Source organism: Microtetraspora sp. AC03309 (assembly GCF_020826795.1).
GTDB lineage: Bacteria > Actinomycetota > Actinomycetes > Streptosporangiales > Streptosporangiaceae > Microtetraspora > Microtetraspora glauca.
Genome location: NZ_JADDIL010000211.1, coordinates 1 through 1189 on the forward strand (window position 1 = coordinate 1; position 1189 = coordinate 1189).

At 60.7% G+C, this 1189-nt stretch carries 1 protein-coding gene; it reads left to right on the forward strand.

Annotated elements, in window-relative coordinates; all coding sequences use genetic code 11:
* On the forward strand, positions 1-829 hold an 829-nt coding region (locus IMZ11_RS42365), incomplete at its 5' end, for a replication initiator (protein WP_374463252.1).
* Positions 830-1189 lie beyond the last annotated feature (360 nt).

A 1189-nucleotide genomic window follows, 5' to 3' on the forward strand; every position in this document is an offset into this window, starting at 1 on the left:
GGTCAGCTTCATCAAAATTATCGAACTGCAAGCCCGTGCCATCCCCCACGTCCACGCTCTGATTCGGCTGGACCCACGCGACGAACCTGATGAGTCTGACTGGGAATCACCGGTCAGTGCAACTGAACTCGCCACCATCATCCAACACGCCGCCCGCACCGTCACTCTCACCGTCGACGATCCGTGCGCTGATGGCGCAGTGCGCGTGATCGGCTTCGGCACTCAAATCGACACCCAACCCGTCACCGCGCCCGAGAAAGCGATGAATGACACCTCACCACAAAATGATTCGTCACAGGGTAGGTCGCTGTCCGGCCGGCGGGTGGCTCGCTATCTCGCTAAGTACGTCACCAAATCCTTGGCCGACCTCGGAATCAGCGCACGCCGCCTCTCGACCGAAGCCATACCGGACCTGGCGGTGTCCGACCATGTGCGAGCCATCCTGACCACCATCAGCCACCTCGCCGACAACGGACTATCCGGGATTCGACGCTGGTTGCACACCCTCGGATTCCGCGGCCACATCACCAGCAAATCCCGCCGTTATTCGACTACCATGACCGTGCTGCGCGAACAGCGCGCCATTTGGACGCGTCAGGAAAGCTCGAAAAGCACTGCATACCAATACGATCCCGACTGTGACTTCGCCGGTGGCGATGATCTGGTGGCGTGGGAGTTTGACCGTGCCGGCCCCGGCAGCCTCGGCGATCGCAGTCTCGTCTATTCCGCGGCCCTCCAACGTATTCACATCCGCCGCATCGGACTAGTGGAAGCCCGTCGCCACACACGCAGCCAGCATTGGGATCCACCAGGGGCAAGCGATGGCTGAACGATGCCCAACCCCACATGCTCGCTCCGAATGTGACGCTCGAATTAATGCACCGAGCATGTCAGAGGGAGGTGTTCAAATTGACCTGCCGAACCGGAATCGGCTTCCGCGCGAGGCCAACCGCGCGCTGGTAAACGTCATACTGGCTGTGCGGGACCGGACCCGCGGATCACGAAGGGAAGTGGCATGAGCCTCAGGTTCGCTTTCTATGGCCGAGTGAGTACCGAGGACGCTCAAGATCCCGAGGCGAGCCGCAGCTGGCAGAAACGTCGTGCCATCGATCTGATCACTCCGCATGGCGGAGTCCTCGCTGTCGACTACTTCGATATAGGTCAAAGCCGTTCGCTTCCCTGGAAACGC